This window comes from Pelagibacterium halotolerans B2 (assembly GCF_000230555.1).
Classification (GTDB): domain Bacteria; phylum Pseudomonadota; class Alphaproteobacteria; order Rhizobiales; family Devosiaceae; genus Pelagibacterium; species Pelagibacterium halotolerans.
The window spans coordinates 3120327-3141535 of sequence record NC_016078.1; the positions used below are offsets into that span (position 1 = coordinate 3120327).

Sequence of the window (21209 nt, forward strand, 5' to 3'; positions counted from 1 at the left end):
GCCACACCAATCAATGGAAATCGCGCGATTTGGGCACGACGCGCCTGTTGCGCGGGTGGCCGTGCAACCGTTGCGGTACGGGATGGGTCGCCTCGTCTGCCCGCGTCAATTGCGGGTTGGCACGGTGAGACGTCGCCAGGCCATCGAGCAGATCGGACCGGTCATAAACCGCGCTGGCGATCACATGGATCACGCCCTCCTTGCTCTTTTGCACCTGCCCTTCGATCACCGCGAGGCGTGACGCCATGATCTCGCGCCGGTAGTTTTCGAACCGGGACGCCCACATCAGCCCATTGGCAATTCCGGTTTCATCCTCAATGGTCATAAAGATCGCATTGCCCTTGCCCGGTCTTTGCCGCACCAGAACGATGCCGGCGACCTTGACCATCTTGCCGTCACGCACCTTGTCGAGCCCGCTGCAACTGAGCACGCCTTCGGCCGCGAACCGATCGCGCAGAAACACCATGGGATGGGCCTTGAGCGAGAGCCGGGCGGTCTGGTAATCGGCGATCACATGTTCGGGCAGCGCCATCTCGGGCAGACCCATATCGTCTTCGTCCCCAAGCTCCCGGCCTTCGGCAGCGGCAAAAAGAGGCAGCGGATCGTCCTGGGGCAGGCGTCTGATGCGCCAGGCGGCCTCGCGCCGATCAAGCCCCATGGTGCCCATGGCGTCGGCATCGGCAAGAAGGGTCAGCGCCCGCACCGGCACGCCCGCGCGCTGCCAGAGATCCTCGATCGACCCGTATGTTTTCTCCCGCCGCGCCACCAGCTTTTCGCTCCAGTCTTTCTTGAAGCCGTCGATCTGACGAAACCCGATGCGCAGGGCGCAATAGGGGTCCGGCGCCTCTTCGAGCACATTGTCATGGGTGCTGCAATTGGCATCGACCGGCCGCACCTCCACCCCGTGCTCGCGCGCATCGCGCACGATCTGGGCCGGGGCATAAAACCCCATGGGCTGAGAATTGAGCAGCGCGCAGGCAAAGACATCGGGGTAGTATTTCTTGATCCAGGCCGAAACGTAAACGAGCTTGGCAAAGCTGGCCGCGTGGCTTTCGGGAAAGCCGTAATCGCCGAACCCCTTGATCTGGTTGAAACATCTCTGGGCGAATTCGGGCTTGTAGCCGCGCGCGATCATGCGCGTCACCATCATGGTTTCAAATCGGCCGATCGTGCCGTTGTGACGGAACGTGGCCATGGCCTTGCGCAACCCGTTGGCCTCGGTGTCGGTGAACTCCGCCCCCACCATGGCGATCTGCATCGCCTGCTCCTGAAACAGGGGAACGCCCTTGGTTCTTTCGAGCACCCTGCGCAACTCGTCCTTGTCGTGGGGCGGACCGGGCTCGGGATAGACCACCTCCTCTTCCCCGTTTCTTCGCCGCAGATAGGGATGGACCATATCGCCCTGGATCGGGCCGGGGCGCACGATGGCCACCTGGATGACGAGGTCGTAGAATTCTTTGGGCTTGAGCCGCGGCAGCATGTTGATCTGCGCCCGGCTTTCGACCTGGAACACGCCGATGGAATCGCCTTTCTGCAGCATCTTAAAGACGCCGGCGACTTCCGGGTCATCGAGACGGGCGGCACTGACGTCGGCGAGTTCGACTTTCCTTTTGTGGTGGGTTTCGATCAGGTCGAACGCCTTGCGGATGCAGGTGAGCATGCCAAGGCCCAGAACGTCGACCTTGAGCATCCCCACCCTGTCGATATCGTCCTTGTCCCATTCGATGAACGTTCGATCCTCCATCGCGGCATTGGCGATGGGCACATATTCATCGAGCCGGTTCTGGGTGAGAACGAACCCGCCCACATGCTGGGAAAGATGGCGCGGAAAACCCAATAGCCGTGTCGCCAATTTTATCGCGCGCAAAATGTTGGGATTGTCCGGATCGAGCCCGGCCTGCGCTATATGCTTTTGTGGCAGCCCTTCCCCGCTCCAGCTCCCCCAGACCGTCGAGGCGATCCGCGAGGTGATGTCCTCGGTCAGCCCCAGGGCCTTGCCCACCTCACGGATGGCCGAGCGCGGGCGATAGCTGATGACCGTCGCCGCGATGCCCGCCCGATGGCGGCCATAGGTCTCATAGATATGCTGGATGATCTCCTCGCGCCGCTCATGCTCGAAATCGACGTCGATATCGGGCGGTTCGCCCCGATCCCGCGACAGGAAGCGCGCAAACAGCAATTGATGCTCATTGGGGTCCACCGCCGTGATCCCCAAGACAAAGCACACCGCGGAATTGGCCGCCGATCCGCGCCCCTGGCACAAGATCCTCTTGTCCTGGGCGACGCGCACAATGTCGTAGATGGTCAGGAAATAGGTGGCGTATTGAAGTTCCGCGATCAGCGCCAGCTCGCTCTGGATCTGGGCCCTGACCTTTGCGGGTATGCCCTGGGGATAGCGCGCCCCCGCCCGCCGCCAGGTGAGCTCTTCGAGATAGTCCTGCGGCTCGTAGCCCGGCGGCACGGGCTCTTGCGGATAGCGATAGCGCAGCTGGTCGAGGGAAAAATCGATGGTCTGCAAAAGCCGCCCGGTTTCGGCGATCGCCTCGGGAAAATTGCGGAACAACCGCACCATTTCACCCGGCGTCTTGAGATGCCTCTCGGCATTGGCCTCCAGCTTCGTGCCGGCGGTCTCGATGGTCACACCCTCGCGGATACAGGTGAGGATATCCTGCAAATCGCGCTGGGCGGCACAGTGATAAAGCACATCATTGGTGGCGATCAGCGGCACCCCATGAGCCCGGGCCAGACTTTCAAGATGGTGGAGACGGCGCAGATCATTGCTTTTATGTCCCATGCTCGCCCCCAGCCATAAGGTTGCCGAAACCCGCGAGAGTTCCTTGAGAGCCCTGTCCAGCCCCGCCTCCCGCTCATCGGGCATCACGATCAGGCTCAGCCCCGACGCGGCGAAAACCAGATCGGGAAGGGTGAGGATGCACTCGCCCTTTTTCGCCTTGCGGTTGCCGCGCGTCAAAAGCCGGCACAGCTTGCCCCACCCTTCCAGATCCTGGGGGTAGGCGATGATGTCGGGGGTACCATCGGTAAAGACCAGCCGGGCGCCGACAGCGAGCTTGAACTCTTTGGCCCGGGCCTGAAGATCCTCGAGCGTAAACGGCAGGTCGCGTTCGGGATGCCGGTCCACCAGCACATATTCCCCCGGCCCCGACCCCTCGCGCAGCCTTTCGACGGGCTTTATCCCCTTGCGCAGATCTTCGAGCGCTCCAAAGGCGCGCACCACCCCGGCCACCGAATTGCGGTCGGCGATGCCGATGCCCTGATGGCCCAGCAAAAGCGCCGTCAGGACCATGTCCTGAGCGTGCGACGCCCCGCGCAGGAAGGAAAAATTGGTCGCTGTTGCCAGTTCCGCATAAAAGCTCATGGGAACACCCCGTGCAGATACCAGCGTACCGGCTCGGTGCCGATGCCGTAAAACCCGTACCGGAACACCCAGAAGCGCCGGCCCTTTTCGTCCTCGATGCGGAAATAATCGCGCGCCCGCGTATCGCTGGTCTTGCGCCACCATTCGGGCGCTATGCGTTCGGGACCTTCGGCCGCAACGATATCGAACCAGGCCCGCCGCCACGAAAACCTGCGTGGTGGCCCATGGGGAACTTCGGCGATCACCTCGATGAGGGGGGGCGGGTAAAAGAGAAACAGGGGCCGGGCCGGAACCCCGAACGGGCCCGCCTTCCGCCATGTCCCGACCGGGGTTTCATCCGATATGGCCGGGATGGCGCGCGCCGCGCGCTCGGGCAAATGGCTGTCATCGGCAACAAAGCGCTGCACGGCGCCCGCGCCGAAACGCGCACTCAGCCGGTCGAGCAGATCGCGCACTTCGACTAAAGCCATGGCCCTGCCGTCGAGCCCGCCCTGTATTGCGTCCATATCGTCGCCCGCCAGCACCGAAAGCCGGATCATGTCGAACCCGAAACCCGGATCGATGGGATCGACAAGGGCTTCCAGCCGCATTTCCAAAAGCCGCGTGAGCGCCCCTGCCTCCTTGAGCGGCTGTCCCGAGAGCAATTCGATGCGGGTGACCTTGCCGTCAGCGCGAAAGAACGCGGCCTCGAAACACCGCCCGCCCTGTCCGTGACGATCAAGACTCTTGCAAAGGTCTTGCGACAGCGTGGCGAGAGCGGCGACGATATCGTCCATGAGCCCGATGGGATCGGCAAAGCGCTGCTCGGCCACAAAGTCCGGCAGGGGACGGCGCGGGGTGATCGGCCGGTCGATCTCGCCAAGCAGTTGAGCCAGAGCCGCCGTCATTGCATCCCCGAACCGCGCCGCGAGCGGCTTTCTGGGACGGGCGGCAAGATCGCCGATCGCGGTGAGCCCCGCCCGGCGCAGGCCCATTGTGGTTTTCTCCCCGGCTTCGAGCGCCTCGACCGGCAGCCCGGCCAGAGCGTGCGCTTCGCCCCCGGGCTCAACGATCCCGCCCCTGCCGAACCGGGCCAGGGCCCGTGCCGCGCGCGCCGTTCCGGCCACGCCGATGCGGGTTGCAAAGCCCTGGGCTTTCAGACGGGCTTCCATATCGGCCACCAGCCCCGCCTCCCCGCCGAACAGATGGGGCACCCCCGTAATGTCGCACACGATCCCGTCGGGCGGCTCGGTGGCGATAAGCGGGCTGTAGCGATCGCACCAATCGGCCAACCGTTCCAAAAGCTCGGCATCGGCGGTCTCGTCGTGTTCGACAACTTCGAGCTGGGGCACCCGCGCCTTTGCGTCGGCAAAGGCGAGGCCGGGCCTCAAACCCTGCCGGCGGGCACTGGCGTCGGCCCCCACAAGGGCGAGAATATTACCCCTGCGGGCAACGACGACCAGAGGATGCTCACCCTGCTTCCGCCCATCCTTGCTGGCCAGGCGCATCAATCGGTCGGTCACGATGAGGGGCAGCCACAGCGCCAGATAGCGCCTGGGCTTGTGCAAATCCAAGGGTTTCATGGTTCCATTCCAGATTCCAGCTCCAGCCGGACGGTCCGCTCTTCTGGCGCAGCAGGCTGGCACAAAGCGTACCCCGCCCCGGCATGCCGAGAGGATCGGAGGACGGGGCAGCCTGGACCTGCCAACGCGTTGCCGCAGCGCTCGGCTCGGGTGCGCTCATCACCCGCAAAACAAGCCCGGTGACCCCGCTTTCCTGCGCGGCCAGCGACAGCCTGCGGCTGGCGGTGAGATCGAGATGTTTCGAAGCGCCCCAGCTTTCGAAAATCACCGCCCCCAGTCCCGGACACCGCAAGGCTTCAAGGCTGGCCCGCAAGCCATCGGCAACATCGTTCACATGCACGACGAACAGCTTGTCGCCCGTCACGCCCATTTCGGCGAACCCCTGGGCATAGAGCGCGCCCGCCTCCATCTCGCTGCGCCTGTGCCGAATCCAGATAAGCGGCGCCTGGGACGCAGCCCGCAGGCTGAGCCCGGTCACAAATCCTGCAGCCGCCGCAATATCGAACGTCTGGGCAGGGTAGATTTCATGCACGGTGCCCCGCGCCATCCCTCCCCCCAAGGCGGCATCGACCGGGCCGGCGCCCAGAGTGAAGACGCCATGCCGCCCGGTCTCGCCAAAAGGTTCGAGACTGGCCAGAGCCTGCCGCAGCACACCGATCTGGCGGGCTTTGTTCATGGCTCAATGTTCCTATTTTGTTCTATTTGGACTCAGATCGAACCAAGAGTCAATCGGGTCCGTGCACCGGCCTCATTTGAGGAAAACGGCACTGTCCCTGTAGCGGGCCGATTTTTCGACATAGGCTCTGGCCCCCTGGGAAAGCCGCCCGACTTCCTCCTCGGTTAGCGCCCGCGCCACGCGCCCGGGAACGCCAAGGACCATCGATCCATCGGGGATGTCCATGCCTTCGGGGATCAGGGCCTTGGCCCCGATCAGGCAGTTACGTCCGATTTTTGCCCCGTTGAGCACCGTCGCCCCCATCCCGATCAGGCTGTGATCGCCGATGGTGCAGCCATGCAGGCACGCCAGATGGCCGATCGTGCAGCCCTCCCCGATGGTCAGTGGATAGCCCATATCGGTGTGCAGCACCGCATTGTCCTGCACATTGGAATTTCGGCCCACCACGATCCATTCATTGTCGCCCCGCAGCACCGCTCCGAACCACACGCTTGCCCCCTGATCGAGCCGCACCTTGCCGATCAGCATCGCCGAGGGCGCCACATAGCCCGCATCCCGCGCGATCTCGGGCGCCTGCCCTTCAAATCCGATAAGACTCATGCCCGCTCCCTTTCCCGATACCCCATGCTAGAGCTTGAGGCGGGGCCGGTCGACCATGTTCAGCCGCAGCGCAGTGGTCGCGTATCACGCTCCCCCCTGCACCTTCCCCTGCCCCTCGCTTCCCCGGCGAACGCCGGGGCCCATGTGCCTGTCCGCATACTTCAGAGCATGGGCAGAGCTGCTGGGTCCCGGATCGGGTCCGGGACAGCGATGGGGAGGGGTGAAGCGTACGAAACCTTTTCGCCAACGCATACCCCACCCCCTTCGCGTCATCCTCGAGTCGCCCCTCTCGGCTCCATCCCCACCACCAACCCCACTCCCATCGTCATCCCCGGGTCAAGCCCGAGGATGACGCGCTGGGGGGTGGGGCAAACGGTGGGGATGGAGTCGAGAAGGGGGTCGAAACCGAGGATGACCGGGGGGAGGTGGATGCGCAGGCGGTGCGTGACAATGGCACGGTTCCCGCCACCATCGCCGTGATGGGCGGCAAGTGCCATGTGGGTGTGGCCGGCGCTAAAAATTCCAGAGTGAGAAACGATTCAGCTAAGCTCAATGAAAGGCTCCGGTGGAGCCTTTCAAGTGCCGACAGCCCAAAGCGCTATACGCGACGGCAGCGCGATGATTGCTTCATACAAAAAATAAAATTGTGCGGAGCGTTCATCGCCCCATGCCGTTCATCCCCACACCGGCGCTCATTGAGTGGTCGGTCGCCACGTCATACGTATAATCCGCCCGGCGAGAGGATAACGAACGGAAAGACCGCCATGGCCCAGGTGCTCGATCGCAATCTGCACATCAAACGCATCGATACTTATGTCGATCCCACGCTCCCCCGCGAGCGGGCCATCATCACCCATGGCCACGCCGACCACGCCCGATCGGGCCATGGCAAGGTGCTGGCGACGCCCGATACGATCGCGATCATGAAAACCCGCTATGGCGCCGATTGCGCGGGGAGTTTCCAGGCGGCGTCGTTCGGGGAAAAAGTCCGGATCGACGATGTGACGATAACGCTTTATCCGGCGGGCCATATTCTGGGTTCGGCGCAGGTCTTGATCGAGCAGGATGGGCAAAGGGTGGTGGTGACGGGCGATTACAAGCGCCTGCCCGAAAAGACCGCCCAGCCCTTTGAACTGGTCGCTTGCGATCTTCTGGTCACCGAAGCGACCTTCGGGCTCCCGGTTTTCCAGCACCCGCACCCAACCGAGGAAATCGCCAGGCTTTTCAAATCGCTCGCCGCCCATCCCGAGCGCGCCCATGTGATCGGCGCCTATGCCCTGGGCAAAGCGCAACGGGTCATCGCCCTGTTGCGCGATGGCGGCTATGACGCCCCGATCTACCTCCATGGCGCCATGCAACGCCTGTGCGATCTCTATGTCGAACGCGGCATCGCGCTGGGCGACCTCCGCCACGCCACCGACGCGACAAAAGACGATCTGGCCGGCGCGATCGTCATCGCCCCGCCCTCCGCGCTCAAGGACCGCTGGAGCCGAAGGTTGCCCGATCCGGTGCTCGCCATGGCCTCGGGCTGGATGAGCGTCAAGCAGCGCGCCCGCCAGCGCGGCATCGAATTGCCCCTGGTCATTTCCGACCATGTCGACTGGCCCGAATTGACCCGGACGGTCACCGACACCGGAGCCCAGACCATCTGGGTCACCCATGGCCGCGAGGACGCGCTGGTCTATTGGTCCCGCCAGCAGGGGCTTGCCGCCGAACCGCTCAACATCGTGGGCTATGAAGACGAGGAGCAAGAGCAATGAAACGCTTTGCGACGCTCCTCGAAACCCTGGCCCTCACCCCTTCGCGCAACCGCAAGATCGAAGCGCTGGCCGCCTATTTCCGCGATACGCCCGATCCCGACCGCGGTTATGCGCTGGCGGTTCTGACCGGCGCGCTCAGCTTTACCCACGTCAAACCCGCCCGCCTCAAGGAGGTGGTTCTGGCCGAAGTCGACCCGCATCTTTTTGCGCTGAGCTATGATTATATCGGCGATCTGGGCGAAACCATCGCGCTGATCTGGCCCCACAAGGGCGGCACGCGGCAATTGCCCTCGCTCTCCGAGCTCGTCGAGCTCTTAAACACCACCCCCAAATCCGAACTGGCGCTGCTGATCGCCGAACTTTTGACCAGCGCGCAGATCAACGAGCGCTGGGCGCTGGTCAAACTGGCCACCGGAGGCCTGCGTATCGGGGTGTCCGAGCGCCTCGCCAAGACCGCCCTGGCCGAAATGAGTGGCACCGATCTAAAGGACATCGAGGAAATTTGGCACGGCATCAAGATGCCCTATGGCGATCTTTTCGCCTGGCTCGAAGGCCGAAAACCCAAACCCGAGATCGACCACACCGCCCGCTTCCACCCCCTGATGCTCTCCAACCCCATCGACGAGGAGAAAGATTTTTCCAACCTCGACCCCGCCGATTTCGTCGCCGAATGGAAATGGGATGGCATAAGGGTGCAACTGATCCTCGGCGAGGGCCCGGCCTCGCTGTTTTCCCGCACCGGCGAGGACATCGCGCCGGCCTTTCCCGACCTTGTCGAAAACGTCTTCGGGCATGGCGTGCTCGATGGCGAATTGCTGGTGGGCAATGATTTCGAGCCTGCCCCCTTCAACGCGCTCCAGCAGCGCCTCAACCGCAAATCGGCCACCGAAAAGCTGATCGGCGAACACCCAGCCTTTGTCCGGGTTTATGACATGCTGTTCGATGGCGACGAGGATATTCGCGCCCTGCCCTGGATCGACCGCCGCGCCCGGCTCCAGAGCTTCTTTGCCGACCAGACCCAGTCCCGGCTCGATCTCTCGCAACTGCTCCCCTTTTCCGATTGGGACCAATTGGGCACCATCCGCCGCCAGGGCGCCGATGAAAACGGCCATGAAGGGGTGATGATCAAGCTCAAATCCGCCCCTTACGTGCCCGGCCGGCCCAAGGGCAACTGGTTCAAATGGAAGCGCGATCCCAATCTTTTGGACGCCGTGCTCATGTACGCCCAGCGCGGCCACGGCAAACGCTCCTCTTTTTATTCAGATTTCACCTTCGGCGCCTGGCGCGGCAACGAGTTGGTGCCCATCGGCAAGGCCTATTTCGGCTTCACCGACGCCGAGCTCAAGGAACTCGACAAATGGGTCCGCGCCCACACCATCGCGAGTTTCGGTCCGGTGCGTGAGGTGGAAAAATCCCTGGTTTTCGAAGTCGCCTTCGACAGCGCGCAAGCCTCCACCCGCCACAAATCCGGCGTCGCCCTGCGCTTCCCCCGCATCAACCGCATCCGCTGGGACAAGCCGGCAGCCGAGGCCGCACATGTGGGGGAGGTCGAAGCCCTGATCCCGGCGACATGACCATCGCATGGCCGATAATGCACGGCTCTGCCGGCGGCGAATAAACACCGCCGGCAGGAACAGATGATGGGCGATCCGATCACTCTTGGGTGGGCGGCACCAGCCCTTCGACATTGCCGAAGGTCGCGCCATCGGCCTTGATCGCGCCGACGAGATGGCCGGCGGGACGTCCATCACGCAAGGGGTTGGTGATGACGGTGACCGTATCGCCGGGCTGCCAATAGACCGGCGTGATGCCCTGGCGTCGCAGCCGCGAGGGATCGTCTGTTTCGAAACCCCAGGCGGTGACCTCCCCGTCGTCACCGGTCACTTCGATGTAGAGCCAAAGCCGGAGACGCCGTGAGCGCCGTCCCCATCATCAAAACGGCAAACGCGCCGAGCTTTTTCATTGATATTCCTCCCTGGTGGTCCATAGCGACCTCACCCCGCTCCCATTGGCGGTTGAATGCCATGCAATACTTGGATCTATTGGGCATCCGGTCCTGCAAAAAACTCGCATGCGCGGCACAGTTTTTCGCAAGGAACAAGGGCCGCCACGCACATACGGCAAACCCCGCCGCAGACCGGCGGGGTTTTCGGTTTCCGGAGCGATGACTGGAGCATTTCAGCGCTTCTTGGAATCGCTTCAATTGCTCTAGGTCTTCGTTAGGCCGCGCTTCCGAACCGAATAAGCAGCATCCACCTATTCCGGAAGCGCGCTAGCGGCCAAGAACGGCCATCAAGATCCGTCTCAGCTCCGCTGTCGGGTCCGCAGGCAAGTTCGTGCTCCGCCATGCGATAAAATGGTCGGGCCGGACAAGCACCACCCCATGGTCCTCGACCTCCCGGGCCCGCGCCCAATCACCGTAATTGTCCTCGTAGTCCTGGTCGGGCCCGATCGAAACGGCATGGATTTCAATGCCCAACTCCCCGGCAAGCGTTCGTGCGCTCTCTATCCAGGGCGCTCCCCCGATGCCGGTTAGAATGGTGAACCGACCATGCCCGGTAGCGTCGAGCGTCGAGAAGTCCCTGCCGTCCTTTTCGATCCAGGCATGGGGCAGCCGGGCGCCAGGGAAGGCCGATTGCTGGTAAACCAGTTCAGGATCGTCGGTAAAATCGGGACGCACGGCGCCATCGGTGATTATCGCTGAAGAATCGTAGCGCTGGTTCATCTCGACCCCATGGGCGTCGAACTCATAGCGCTTGAAGGCGATGGCGTCGCGCAACGCCTTGCGCCGCTCCCGGCCTTCTTGTGTATTTTCCTTACGCGACTCCATATTGGCGATCATGGCCTCGGGGTCGTTGGTGTCGAGAAGGCCCAGGGATTTAAAGATCGGAGCGGTTTCGCCGATCGACTTGTTGGCCCTGTTGACGATCTGCTTGCCGATCGGCGCACGCTCGGCGGTGTAGCTGTCGAGCAGCGCAGGGGTTGCCGCGCCCTTGAGGACCATCGCCAGTTTCCAGGCCAGATTGAACGCATCCTGGATCGAGGTGTTCGAACCCAGTCCGTTCGAAGGGGGGTGGCGATGAACGGCATCGCCCATGCAGAACACGCGGCCGCTGGAATATTTGCGCGCGCTCATATGGTTGACGGTCCAGGCAGAGACCGAAGTGATTTCCACCGGTATCGTGTCGTCGCCAATCAGCGAATGCGCAACCTCTCGCGCATAGGCGTCGGTGATTTCGGGCTGCTTGTCATTGATATCGTAGCCCCACACGATCAGCCATTCGTTCCAGGGCCGAACCATGCGCACCAGCCCCATGCCGATGCCACCGACATCGGATCCGGGCTGGAGAACCCAATAGAGCGCCGAGGGCCGGTGCGCGACGAAGCGGGAAAGGTCGGCCTTAAAGACGATGTTGATCGAACCGCCGACCCCCATCTTGCCGTCCATGGGCAATCCGATGTCCTCGGCAACCTGGGAACGGCCGCCATCGGCTCCGATCAGATATCGGGCCCGGATCTGATAGGTTTCACCTGTCACCCGATCGCGGACCGTTGCGGTGACGCCGTCTTCATCCTGGACCAGGCCGAGATATTCGGTCGACAGCCGTGCCTTGGTGCCACGCGCGCAGGCGGCACCGAACAGGATCGGCTCAAGATAGGTCTGGGGCAGATCGACCATTTCGGTGGGGCTGGCGATACGGTGCCGGGCATAGGAGAAATGGTCCGATCCCCAACTCCGCATGCGTCCCAGTTCCTCCCCGGCCAGCGAGGTGCAAAAGACATTGGTGCCCATCAGACGATTGGGCGTTGCATAGAGCATGGCCTCGGCTTCCAGACCCAGATCACGAAGCACTTCCATGGTGCGCTGATTGGTGATGTGGGCCCGTGGCGTATCGGCAAGCCAGCGGTATTTGGTGACAAGGATATTGTCGACGCCATAGCTCGAAAGGAGGGCTGCGGCGGAGGATCCGGCAGGACCGCTTCCCACGATCAGGACTTCTGTTTCCAGCATTCTTGTACTCCACTTATGCTGCGGGCTTGGGGCCGAACGCATGTTCGAGCCGCATCGGTTCGCCGGCACGCGGCCGGCAGGCGCGGACCGGCAGGGTGCCTGCGACAAGCGATTGCCTGACGCCGAACCCGGCGTGCTCGAGGGCTCTGGTGATCGAGTTTTCTTTGAAGTCGTGCGAAGACATCCATTCTCCTTCCCTGTTCAGGTGAGAAAATAGAATGTGCTCCCCCGGCGAGCCTGCATGAATTGCGCTCGACCTGCAAAATCCGAGCGGATGGGCTCAATTATTGTCCGATCGGGCGGCAGCGCCTCGCCGGGCGGCAAAACGCTAGAGCCGTTCAGGATTTGATTGAATCAAATCCCCGGCTTTAGACCTTTGTTTTGTCGCGTGTCCGAACCGCAAAACCGTTTCCACTTTTGCTGGACACGCTCTAACGATATTTCGACCGCCGCCACGCCGCGGGCGTGGTGTTGAATTTTCGCCTGAAGAGCCGCGTCAGGTGTTCCTGGTGCGAAAATCCGCAATCGAGGGCAATGACGGCGATCCGGTCCGTCGTCCGCTCGAGCAGCTCGCGCGCCAGATCGAGGCGCATTTCAATGAGATAGGCATGCGGGGCCTTGCCGAACTGCTCCCGGAACCGCCGGCTGAGATAGCTGGGGCTTTTGCCTACCGTTTCAGCCAGATCGGCAAGGCCGATCGGCTGATCGATATTGGCCCGCATATACTCGACCGCGCACATGACATCGGATCTGGTCGCCCCGGTCCCGACGGCCCTGAGCGTGGCGCCCGAATAGTGGCGCACAAGATGGGCCGCAAGGGCGCGGGCCAGATGGTCGATATAAATCGTCGTGGCGCTATCCTTGTCCTCCAGCGCAAAAAGCACCGCCTCCATGAGGTTTTCGAGCGTGCGGTCCCGGTCGGTAATGTTGATGGGGATCTCCACGAGCGCGGGATCTCCGGCGACAAGATCGGCCGCAATTTCCTCGATGACCGACCGGCGCAGATACACATGCATGGTGTCGAGAACGCCATGCAGGCGGACCGAGAACGGAATCCCGCCCGGATACATGTGGATGCCGCCCCGCGGCACGAGATGGGCCTTGGGGCGCCCCGTGTCGTAACGGTCGAGCGTGACCGGACCGGTGCGATGGAGCACAAGAAGCTGGTCCTTGACCGCCGAGAAATGCCCTTCGAACGGAACCTCGGTCTGCGCCGAGGCATAGAGCGCATGCCAATGCTGCCCATCGCTCGATACGCGGTGGCGGTTGCCGGCACGCGTGACGATGCCGTGCGTTTCGTCCTGCTGAAAAGGCACTTTGGTAAACATCGGCTGCCCTCCCACGCTGCCTGGCCAATGGTCCCGAGCGCGATCCTCCAATCGCGGCGCAACCAAATGTTTGCGCGATCTCCATCGCGAGCGGGAAAATGACCCCTCAAACGGATAGATAATGCATATTGCGGCCAGCGATGTCGCGGCCCAATCCAGCGAAAAAACCGCCTCCGCGCCCGATTTGCGCAGGACAGGAAGCATTTTGTGCAGGTCCGCATCACGATCATGCAGGCAAAGCCGGCGATGGCGCCGTAGTCTAAAAAAATGCTGGCAGGACTCTTTGGGAGGAGTGGCCCCGTGCGGCGAAATCGTTCTTGTGCTCGTCCGCGCTCCGGTTTGGACGCGCGATATCGGCCAGCAGCATGCCGGCGTGCGATCGATTGTTCTGCACCACCGCTGCATGGCTGGCCGGCTCCCGCGTCAACGGGAGATGCACATGCGTATCCGAACTTTCGGCGCTGACGAAACCCATGGCATGGTCTTTCGGCCCGGCGTCGAGGGACAGATGACCAGCAACGCGCTCGGCTGGACCACGATGTTCGCATCCGCCCAGCGCGAATTGCCCTATGAGGGCGCCTTTCCCGCCGTCAGGGACCAATTGCTTGTCTGGCACCGCGACGGCCCGGCCGTTATCGAGGGGGAAGGCGGCGACAAACGCTTCTGCCGTGCCGTTCCGGCCGGCGGAATCCACCTGATTCCCGGCGGCGCCGACTTCAAGATCAACCTGCGCAATGCGTTGAGCACAACCCATGTTTACCTGCGCCGCAATGTGATCGAGGAGGTTGCGGCCGAGATCACGAGGGGCGACCCTGCCCTTATCGAAATCTCCCCCCATCTGTTCGACAGCGAGACCATGCTGGCCAATCTGCTGCACCCACTCGATTGCGCGCTGCGCCAGGGCAACGCAGCGACGGCCTTCGCGATCGATTATCTTTCCCTCTCGATCGCGGCGCACCTTATCCGTCTCTATTCCAATACCACGGTGGTGCGCATGCCGCGCGAACGCTCGGCCCGCACCTCGACCGCCGACCGCGCCATCGAATTCATGCGCGCCAATATTCAGGAATCCATCGGGCTGGCCGAGATCGCCGAAGCCGTGGGCCTGAGCCCCAGCCAGCTTGCCCGCGTCTTCAAATCATCCTGCGGAAGCCCGCCGCACCGGTTTTTGATCAACATGCGCATCGGGCATGCCCAGTGCCTGCTGAGGTCGAGCGACCTGCCGATAGCCGAAATCGCGCTCGAATGCGGCTTTTCCCACCAGGAACACCTCACGCACCAGTTCCGGCGAGCCTGTGGCACCACGCCGGCCGCCTACCGGCGCGACTACCGTTCCTGAGGAGGCGAAACAATGGCGGCACTTGCTAGAACAGCATTCTAGCGGCCAAACGCGGGCGCCGAATGATCTCTACCCATGTCAATTTTTCTGCCTGCGCAGTGATTTTCGGCCACTGCACTTCCCGAAAGGCCAGGAAATGACGAAGACACCAATATGATTTCTGAGACAGAGCCAAGGGTGCCGGGTAGAATTTTTCAGCAATGATGAACCGGTTTTCCATCATCCTCAAAGATACGGCGCGCGGGTCTCGTCGACCGGCAGGGCTGCGAAAGTGCTTTATCCTGACGGAGTCGAGATAAAGCATGCGCTCATCTTCCCGGAGAAGTCGAATAGAAAGGGCGAGCTCTTCGAACCCGTAACCCTCGAAATCCCCGTACCCTCCTACGCGAAGGAAGGCGCTGCGGCGTAGCCAATGTATTGCGCCGACAAAATAGGAAATTTCAAACCTGTGCCGCTTCCATTTTAGTCGCGATGGGTATTCGAAGGACCTGCGCCGCGTACCGGACCCATCATAAATCCCCGACTGAACCAACGCGTATTCATCCAGCGCTTCAATCGTTTCGGACAGTCCCGCAACATCGATAAATTCTATATCATCATCGATAATGAGGCATAGCTCGTTCCGGGCTTTCCTTATAGCCAAATCTTTCGCTCGGCCGGGACCTATTTGCCTCTCCGTCGTCAACCACTGAACTTTCGGAAACTTCTCGACAAGATCCGGTAAAATCATACGGGTCTGGTCACACGCATCGATGCACACGACGACTTCATCGGGACAGAGCCGATCGAAAAGACTTTCCAGCGTATGCTTTAGAGGAGCCACTCTGCCGTGAGTCGCCATGCATACGCTAAAAGGAGGATTTGTCATTCAACAGCTCCTTAACGGCATACCTGAAGCTGTCGCTGGTAAACCGCCGGGATACATATGATTGAGCGGCCGCAAGTATATTGTTGATATCACTGCGATGCTGGAACCGAGTGAGAGTTTGCAATATCGCCTCCGGTGTGGGGGAACACGTTAGACCACGCCCTTCGTCCAACAGCTCCAGATGCCCCGATTGGCGTTCGACTGCGACGACCGGCACTCCGTGCCACATGGCCTCTACGATCATATGACCCGGATCCTCCCAGCGCGAAGTACACAGAAGGATCGCGTTCTCCGGGATGCGCTCCCATAAGGGTTCGACGTGTCCGTGAAACGTCAGGAACCCTGGTGCCGCACGCTCCCGCAGCTTCGCGATGTCAGCATTTGTACCCTCTCCAAACACGTGGAAGTTGAGTGGCAGTCCCAATTTATGCGCTTCCCGTGCCGCATCGGCAAAAAGTCCCGGGTCTTTTTGCTCCGTCACACGTCCGACATAAATTACATTGGAAAACACAGATGTTTGAGGCAACTTGGCCGGTTGTGTTTGAAAGAGCGGGTTAGATATGCATCTCACCTTATGACTGGGAACCACTCCCATGGAAATAAGCTTCTGCCGTGTGTACTCAGTCATCGTAATTACATGACCGCACGCGCCATAAAACCGCCTCCACATCCATAGACGTATGCTGTCCTCGACTTTGTAGTAAGCCCCTCCGCCGGATTTGGCGAGAAACTTCGGAAAGCCCTGTACGGAAACAACGATTTGGCCACGAGCTTTCGGGGGGCATGCAAGTATCAGCGGCACGGCGAGCAGGGCCGTAATCATCCGCCAAGGTTTTTCCCTGTCCATGAGTCGACGTAATCGACGAACCCCGAGAAATGACAGCAAATAATAGTCACGTCTCCGCAGCCAATTTGACGCTCCGAACCGGCGTAGGGTTCTTGATCGGAAAAGTGACGCCATACGAATTTCCGGATGAAGCTCGTCCTTGTAGGGCTCCCATTCATCAACCAGCTGTACGATCAATACGTCATATCCAAGATCCATCAGGGCATTGGCATAGGACAACATTGCCGCGGGAGTGCCTACTCTGCCTCTAAACGGGCTCCATATGAGGACTGTACGCTTCACGCGATCTGCAGACATTGCAAAAGTCGAGCCTTGTTGCGCTCCCAGTCATGCTCCCGAGCGAGGCGGCGCATACCGCTATTCAGGACATCCGCTGACGGCAGACCAATCTCGGCTAGAGCATCGGCGATATCTGAAGACGTGAACCCTCGCGCCAAGGTGCCATACCCGAGCATATCCAGCACTTCCCGTCCGCCACTCGAAAACGGCGTGATGACCGGATAAAGGCCAGCATTCGCAGCCTCCAATAGAGCATTGGGAGACCCCTCGTACAACGAGGGAAGAACAAAAACATCGAAGTTTCGGTATGCTATCTCATCTTGCCAACCCAAAAATTTAATCTGGTCGCGCCCGGGGCCCGCTTCAGCCAAAAGTTTTACATCCTCTCGCAACTCGCCATCGCCAATAATAGTCAAGGTCGAATTGGGGGCGAGAAGGACGTATCCGTGAAATGCCTCAACCAGTGCGGCCAGGTTTTTTTGTTGGGAAATCCGACCTACAAATAATAGCTTCAGATCACGATCTAAGCCATCTTTCTCTCTAACGACCCCCGTATGTGCGGCCTTGGGAAGCGAATTCCTAATCAGGTGGGTGTTGCTGTTCCACCCACTGATTCTTGAAGCCAACTCCTGGCTGTTGACAAAGATGGCGTCGGCAAACCGATACGAAAGGCGCTTGATCCTTTCACTGATTTTTCTGACCAGCGAAGTTTCTATGTCTGCTCCACTGGGGTCGTTACTAAGCCGAACAAACGTCGGTATTGAGAACATTTTAGCTATCAAAGCAATGCTGCCAAACTGGAACGATATGACCGCATCGGGCCGGTTGCGAATTAGCAAGCCCAGGTAGCCAAACAGAAGTCTCGCGTAACCGCGCAATACGCCCTTGGCAAAACAATCAGGCACGGAATAGACAATCACCTCATGGCCTTCCAGCCATAGACGCCATATGGCGAAATTCCGTTCTATTCCCCCGCGCTTAGGGCAGGGAAAGAAAATCAATATTTTCATATTGTTCCCACACATTGGCGGCGAGGCGCGGATGCTCCCGGGCCGGTACTGCGACTGAACGCCTTAAGGATTCAACTATCGCACTGGTCTCCGCCCGGACCCATGTCCGTTCGGCAGAACCGGCTTCTGGCCAAGTTTGACTGAATTGCGAAGCCTTGGGCGCGAACACGAAGGTCGCCGGAAATTCGACAGGCGACACGCGCCACAATCTCCAGATTGCCTCGCACACGCCGGCGGGGTCACCCGCAAAATCATCGTAACGTAAAAATGCCACAGGATGGATACGACTGATTCGACCCCAATGAGCGACATGCTCCAAATAGGCCCGCTCTCCTTCAGCAATGGAGCATCCCCGCCGCATCCAACTGGCAATCTGCTGTTCCGGGGACTTAACAAGAATAACTATCGCACCGGACAGAGAAGGCAAAAGACCAGGTACATACTTGGTGACATCGTGGCGCCGAAGTATACGAAACAGGTTAGACCGGGCCCAACTGCTTACGCCCTTGTGGACCACGTTGCCGGCCGTAGGCAGGGCTGAAAGGTTTTTCGACGCGCGACTTAGAGCGGGTATTCGAGCTATCGACCCGAACTCCAATAGGAGCTTGTTTATCAAGCCATGCCGTCCCCGACCAACATAGTCATTAAGCTCGATTTGGGGACAGAGCAATTCGGGATGACTGGCGAGTAACGTCCAAAGCAGGTGTGTTCCGCCGCGTGAAAATCCCAAAACCAATTTCATAGGCGAACTTCACGCGTCCCTTTCCCAGCGAACCGGAAAAGAGTGCCAAAAAGCGATCTCCATACAGCAGGCAACGAGAACTCCTGAAGCGGCGCCGAGGGATTTGCTCTCACTCGATTCCCTCTAAGAATGTGGATTTTGTGAGCGCTGGCTTCGACCCCAGTGCCAACTTCTGCATTGATCGAGCGCGCTGCGGCCTCCAGGTCTCCATTGCTCATCACCAGAAAGCCTTGCCCCCCCGATGCAATGATTAGCCTGACGTTGGTCACCACCCACTCGAGAAATTGTGCCACAAACAGGCCTCGAAGATACAGTCGGACGGATGAGAATATGAACTGCGGGTCGTCGAAAATTCTGCCGAACTTTCGACGACCCTCTCTATCGCGAGAGCGTAAGACAGCGCCCCGCCACTCCGAAAACCGCCTAATCACAACCACGGGAACCACGCGAGTCAGGATCGCCTCTTTTGACACCACCCTCCGCAAATTTTTCAGGTGCCCGATATCTTTGCTGGAGTCTACGAGGCAGGTTCCCCGACTGCTGTTAAGCAATAGGGACAATCTCTTTTCCACGGGACAATTTGAAAATTGGCCCCAAAATTCGCAATGCGCCATCGTATTGCCACAGGTGCACAGAGCTCCGTCCAGTGCAAGCATTTCCCCGCCCTTTGGGAAGAGAGTACGTCTAACCTCGCCGAGCGAGATACCACCAACCGCGCCCGCGATCTTCAGGTCTGCTATGGTCGACCTGGCGTGATCAAGAGAGAGGATCGCAACGTACATATCACCGCTCAAACACAGCCATCACTGCTCTAACGTTCATATACCTCCAACTGGGCACAACTGCCGATCGCGGTCCGGAAAACTTGATCTGCTGTATGTTTTTAACTGAGACTCCGTTTCGCTCAGCAACATCGGCATAGAATTTTAATATTCCAGGCACATCCGGCAACCATCTGTGCCTGTCAACTAACCCATACGGATCGAATTTATACTTGAGACCGAAATTTCCATTGGAAAAATAGCTTCGCAACTGCACGATTGAATAAGTGTTAGGCAACGTAATAATCGTATACTTTTTTGACAAACGTACCAGCTTATCGACAAATTCGCCCGCTTGATCTACATGCTCTATTACGTCAAGTGCCGTCACCAGGTCATAGTCCCGGTCAAACTGCATTTGCAGGAAGTCACCGACATACTTAACCGTATTAGTGCTATTCTGGAACAGGTCCGCTCCTTCATAAAGGACCTCAGGGGACAGCCCGCTCGCCAAGGCAGCATCCCTGCACCCAACGTCCAAAACAGATTGAATGCCAGGAAGCTTGGCTACCTGTGAAAGGCAAGTCTCTATGCGGAAGTTCACGATAATTGCCTCTATGTCGGCCCAAGATAGAGAGACAGCTAGAAAAATCCGTGCGACTTTGCAAGCCACTTCCGCCCGGCGAGGCGCACGGTGCGCTGCTGCAGCAGCGCATTCAACGCGGACCGGCACCGATGACCGTGGCGTCCAGTCGCATGAAGCGCCAAGCGTGATAGCTCAAATATGCGTTAAAGCTTGCCAGCGAAACTGCTGTCGCAACTGCAGCACCCGCCCCGCCCATGGTTGGGATGAGCAGCATATTCAAGACGATGTTGGCCGCGGCCGTTACTGTTAGAGTCCGCACTGCCACCCTCTCGTGACCCGTCATATTGATCAAGAGACCAATTGATCCGGTCAGCGCATTAACCAACTGCCCGGCACATAATATAACAAGCGCAGAATGCGACCCGAGATACTCGCGACCGAACAACATAGTGAGTATTGTTTCGCCAAAGAAAAACATGCCCAGAACGGTTGGGACGCCCACCGCGGCCACGATCCGAGCGCCCCACGTTAACATTCGCTGCAATTCTGTTCGCTGCCCCGTGTGATACAAGCGGGAAATCTGGGGGGCCAGCAAAGCACTTACAGCCGACAGGGCAAACGCTACGAGGGTCGACAGTTGAAGCGCGACCCTATACAGGCCCGCCTCCTGCGTGTCCGCGAGCAAACCCAGCATCAATAGGTCGATGCGTGTGTTAATTAGGGTGATCCCGCCGAGCAGCGCAAAGGGAACGACGGCCTTGGCCCATTCGCGAGTCTCAAAGCTCGGCGTGGCGACCACAGTTTCCTGGCGAACCGCACTCTTGGCAAGAACCCCGGCCATCCAGGCAGCAGCAGTGGTAGCAACAGCATATGCCGCTACAGCCCCGACGGCGCTAAGCTGGCCGACAACACCGACAACTCCTACAAGCATCAGGTTTACAGGCGATCGAACCAACATCTCTGGAACTTGGGCGCTGATCGGACGATGGAGTCCGCGCGCTATGGCTTCACTCAGCCTGAGCAAGGCAAATACTGGCACTAGAACCAACGCCAACAGATAGGCCTCGCCTCCAGGAATATCCAACAGTAACAGTGTCGTGCCTGCCGCGGCACAGACCACCAGGGAGAGCAGCACAACGGCTTGCCGCGCTCGTCGTATGATGCCCCTAAGATAATTCCACTGCGCTCGCGCATGGTACAGAGCGACCTCCCGCACGAGCAACTTGGGAATTCCAACATGCGCGGGAAAACCGAGCAATAGAGCTACGGACAATGCGAGAGCGTAGATGCCGTAGTCGGCGGGCCCCAATTGGCGGGCAAGTATCACGTTGACCGCAAGTGCCATTATCGTACTGAACGCTTTTAGCGCCAGGCTGAGCATACTATTTTTAAGGAGGAGCCTAAGCCCGCCGCCGGAAATGTGCACGTATTCCTCTTTGGGAAAGTGACGGGGTTGAAAAGTA

At 60.0% G+C, this 21209-nt stretch carries 17 protein-coding genes; 3 read left to right on the forward strand and 14 right to left on the reverse strand.

Annotated elements, in window-relative coordinates; all coding sequences use genetic code 11:
* Positions 1-10: 10 nt before the first annotated feature.
* The 4 genes from KKY_RS15285 to KKY_RS15300 all read right to left on the reverse strand — a co-directional run bounded on the left by KKY_RS15285 (position 11) and on the right by KKY_RS15300 (position 6214).
* The gene (locus KKY_RS15285) at positions 11-3376 is read right to left on the reverse strand and encodes an error-prone DNA polymerase (protein ID WP_014132279.1); all 3366 of its coding nucleotides are present in this window, start codon (positions 3374-3376) and stop codon (positions 11-13) included.
* Positions 3373-4938 carry a Y-family DNA polymerase gene (locus KKY_RS15290; RefSeq protein ID WP_244404021.1) on the reverse strand — a complete coding sequence of 522 codons (1566 nt, stop codon included), beginning with the start codon at positions 4936-4938 and terminating at the stop codon, positions 3373-3375. Before KKY_RS15290 ends, KKY_RS15285 begins: the two co-directional genes overlap by 4 nt.
* Positions 4826-5614, reverse strand: coding sequence for an ImuA family protein (locus tag KKY_RS15295; RefSeq protein WP_014132281.1), 789 nt, complete (start codon positions 5612-5614; stop codon positions 4826-4828). Before KKY_RS15295 ends, KKY_RS15290 begins: the two co-directional genes overlap by 113 nt.
* A gap of 72 nt (positions 5615-5686) precedes the next feature.
* A complete protein-coding gene (locus KKY_RS15300) occupies positions 5687-6214 on the reverse strand; it encodes a gamma carbonic anhydrase family protein (protein WP_014132282.1) in 528 nt (175 codons plus the stop codon).
* A 764-nt stretch (positions 6215-6978) separates the two neighbouring features.
* Between KKY_RS15300 and KKY_RS15310 the strand changes: the two genes are divergently transcribed.
* Together KKY_RS15310 and KKY_RS15315 are read left to right on the forward strand one after the other, a co-directional pair.
* Positions 6979-7974: a ligase-associated DNA damage response exonuclease gene (locus KKY_RS15310; protein WP_014132283.1), complete on the forward strand. Its 996-nt coding sequence runs from the start codon at positions 6979-6981 to the stop codon at positions 7972-7974.
* Positions 7971-9548 (forward strand): cisplatin damage response ATP-dependent DNA ligase, encoded by a 1578-nt coding sequence (locus tag KKY_RS15315; RefSeq protein WP_014132284.1) that lies wholly within the window; start codon positions 7971-7973, stop codon positions 9546-9548. Before KKY_RS15310 ends, KKY_RS15315 begins: the two co-directional genes overlap by 4 nt.
* Before the next feature lie 79 nt (positions 9549-9627).
* Here the strand turns inward: KKY_RS15315 and KKY_RS15320 are convergent, their stop codons facing one another.
* The 4 genes from KKY_RS15320 to KKY_RS15330 all read right to left on the reverse strand — a co-directional run bounded on the left by KKY_RS15320 (position 9628) and on the right by KKY_RS15330 (position 13314).
* Positions 9628-9864, reverse strand: a complete 237-nt coding sequence (locus KKY_RS15320) for a DUF6152 family protein (protein ID WP_276324475.1) — start codon at positions 9862-9864, stop codon at positions 9628-9630.
* Positions 9865-10246: 382 nt separating this feature from the next.
* Positions 10247-11986, reverse strand: coding sequence for an FAD-dependent oxidoreductase (locus KKY_RS15325; protein WP_014132286.1), 1740 nt, complete (start codon positions 11984-11986; stop codon positions 10247-10249).
* A 13-nt stretch (positions 11987-11999) separates the two neighbouring features.
* Positions 12000-12170 (reverse strand): hypothetical protein, encoded by a 171-nt coding sequence (locus tag KKY_RS20580; RefSeq protein WP_014132287.1) that lies wholly within the window; start codon positions 12168-12170, stop codon positions 12000-12002.
* A 247-nt stretch (positions 12171-12417) separates the two neighbouring features.
* Entirely contained in the window at positions 12418-13314 is an 897-nt protein-coding gene (locus tag KKY_RS15330) for a helix-turn-helix domain-containing protein (RefSeq protein WP_014132288.1), read from the reverse strand.
* Between the two features lie 439 nt (positions 13315-13753).
* Here KKY_RS15330 and KKY_RS15335 point away from each other — a divergent pair, with 439 nt between their 5' ends.
* A complete protein-coding gene (locus tag KKY_RS15335) occupies positions 13754-14653 on the forward strand; it encodes a helix-turn-helix domain-containing protein (RefSeq protein ID WP_014132289.1) in 900 nt (299 codons plus the stop codon).
* A gap of 25 nt (positions 14654-14678) precedes the next feature.
* Here the strand turns inward: KKY_RS15335 and KKY_RS15340 are convergent, their stop codons facing one another.
* The 6 genes from KKY_RS15340 to KKY_RS15365 all read right to left on the reverse strand — a co-directional run bounded on the left by KKY_RS15340 (position 14679) and on the right by KKY_RS15365 (position 21172).
* Positions 14679-15521 (reverse strand): glycosyltransferase family 2 protein, encoded by an 843-nt coding sequence (locus KKY_RS15340; protein ID WP_083824135.1) that lies wholly within the window; start codon positions 15519-15521, stop codon positions 14679-14681.
* Complete coding sequence (locus tag KKY_RS15345) at positions 15502-16590, reverse strand: glycosyltransferase family 4 protein (RefSeq protein WP_041528823.1); 1089 nt, start codon at positions 16588-16590, stop codon at positions 15502-15504. Before KKY_RS15345 ends, KKY_RS15340 begins: the two co-directional genes overlap by 20 nt.
* Before the next feature lie 56 nt (positions 16591-16646).
* Entirely contained in the window at positions 16647-17657 is a 1011-nt protein-coding gene (locus tag KKY_RS15350) for a glycosyltransferase (RefSeq protein WP_041528824.1), read from the reverse strand.
* On the reverse strand, positions 17626-18399 hold the full coding sequence (locus KKY_RS20390; RefSeq protein WP_139305165.1) for a hypothetical protein: 774 nt from the start codon (positions 18397-18399) through the stop codon (positions 17626-17628). Before KKY_RS20390 ends, KKY_RS15350 begins: the two co-directional genes overlap by 32 nt.
* 783 nt (positions 18400-19182) lie before the next feature.
* Entirely contained in the window at positions 19183-19764 is a 582-nt protein-coding gene (locus KKY_RS15360; protein WP_041528826.1) for a class I SAM-dependent methyltransferase, read from the reverse strand.
* A gap of 112 nt (positions 19765-19876) precedes the next feature.
* On the reverse strand, positions 19877-21172 hold the full coding sequence (locus KKY_RS15365) for an oligosaccharide flippase family protein (protein ID WP_014132291.1): 1296 nt from the start codon (positions 21170-21172) through the stop codon (positions 19877-19879).
* Positions 21173-21209 lie beyond the last annotated feature (37 nt).